Annotated in this window: 1 protein-coding gene; it reads right to left on the reverse strand. The window is 78.6% G+C overall.

Annotation, left to right across the window (positions count from 1 at the left end; genetic code table 11):
- A partial coding sequence (locus tag EF918_RS35470) for a streptophobe family protein (RefSeq protein ID WP_125652947.1) occupies positions 1–1,430 on the reverse strand: 1,430 nt, incomplete at its 3' end.
- Positions 1,431–1,658: the final 228 nt, after the last annotated feature.

A 1,658-nucleotide genomic window follows, 5' to 3' on the forward strand; every position in this document is an offset into this window, starting at 1 on the left:
GGCTGAGGCGGCCGGGGAGGCAGCGGCGGCTCGGGCCGCCCGGCCGGCCCGGGCGGGGGCGGCTCCGGTGGCCCGGCGGGCCCCGGCGGGGGCTCGACCTCGCCGCGCCGGTGCACCGGCCGGGCCGCCAGCGCGCCCAGGAAGCCGGCCACCGCGCCCCACAGCAGGGCCAGCCCGACATTGCGTCCCAGCTCCGGCAGCAGCCGTACCGAGCCGCCCAGCCCCGGTACGTCCCCCAGGCCCAGCAGGGACAGGCCGAACTCCGCCTGGACCCGGCCGAGCAGGCACACCGCCAGCACGGCCAGCGCCAGGGACACGCCCAGGTGCAGCGCGTGCTGCCAGGGCCGCACGCGCGCCGGGGACCGTACGGCGGCCAGGAAGCCGGTGCCGAGCAGCAGGACGGCGGCCACCGCCACCAGCCACCAGGCCCGGCCGTCGTGCTGCGCCAGGCTGCCCACGTCGACGGTGCCCGGCCCGCCCCCCGGGGTGCGCAGCACCTGGTCCAGCACATGCGGTACCGGCAGCCCGAACGGTCCCTCCGCCCGGCCCTCCCAGGCCCCGCCGAAGCCGACGGTGAACGCGAGCCAGGCCAGGTTCGGCAGGCCCAGCAGCAGCACCGCGAAGGTGTCGGCGGGCCGGCCGCGGGTGCCGGCCACCACCAGCCCGGTCACGGCCGCCACGGCCACGTAGGCCAGCAGCAGGGCGACCGTCGCGAAGGCCGCCGGGCGCAGGGCGGTGTGGAAGCGGACCAGGGCGGCGGGCAACGGTGCCCGGCGGGAGACCAGCAGGGCCACCAGCAGCAGCCCCAGGATCCACAGCAGGCCGAAGCCGAGGGTGGCGGCCAGCTCGGGGCGGAAGCCCACCTCGGGGGTGATGCCGAGGAGGTCCGCGACACCGGCGGGACCGTCCGGGTCCTCCAGCCGCCCGAGACCGCCCAGCTCACCGAGGTCGCCCAGGTCGCCGAGATCCTCGGGCGAGGTGTCCGAGGGCAGCCCCGGCGGCAGCGAGAGCACGAAGCTGTGGCGGGCGGCCAGGGCGGACCCGGTCAGGGCCAGCAGCCACAGCAGGACCAGCGGGGCCGCCCGGGCCAGCAGCTCGCGGACCGTGGCCACCGCCCGGTTGTGCCACGGGTGCAGGAAGCAGATCCCGGCCGTCAGCGCCCCGGCCAGACTCACGCTCAGCGGCACCACCGACAGCTCCACCCGGGCGTCCGCGAGGAACCCGGCCTCGCCGGTCACCTCGATCGCGCCGCCGGCCGCCATCACCACCACGGCCGCCAGGACGTGCGGGAACGCGCCGCCGGGCAGGTCGCCCGCCCCGGCGCAGGCCAGGCCGGCGGCCGCCACCGCGGCCATCGCCACGAAGGCGGCCACGACCGCGACGAGTGCGTCGCGCCACGCCTTGAGGGGGCCTCCGGTCGTACCGGTCACAGCGTCACGGTAGGCAGGCCGCACGAGCGGCCACCACCGGAACGGCGCACACGACGGGCGTCGGAGTGAACGGGATGCGGAAATGGCCCTATGCCGAGCCAGAACGGACCCTTCCCCGCACCCCTGCGCCCCGCCGGAACACCGGCCGACGACGCGGCCCCCCACGGCGCGGCCCCCGGCGCCGGGGGGGGCCGCGTCGTCGGCCGGTGTTCCGGCGGGGCGCAGGGG

The sequence above is a fragment of the Streptomyces sp. WAC06614 genome (assembly GCF_003949795.1).
In the GTDB taxonomy this organism is placed as follows: domain Bacteria; phylum Actinomycetota; class Actinomycetes; order Streptomycetales; family Streptomycetaceae; genus Streptomyces.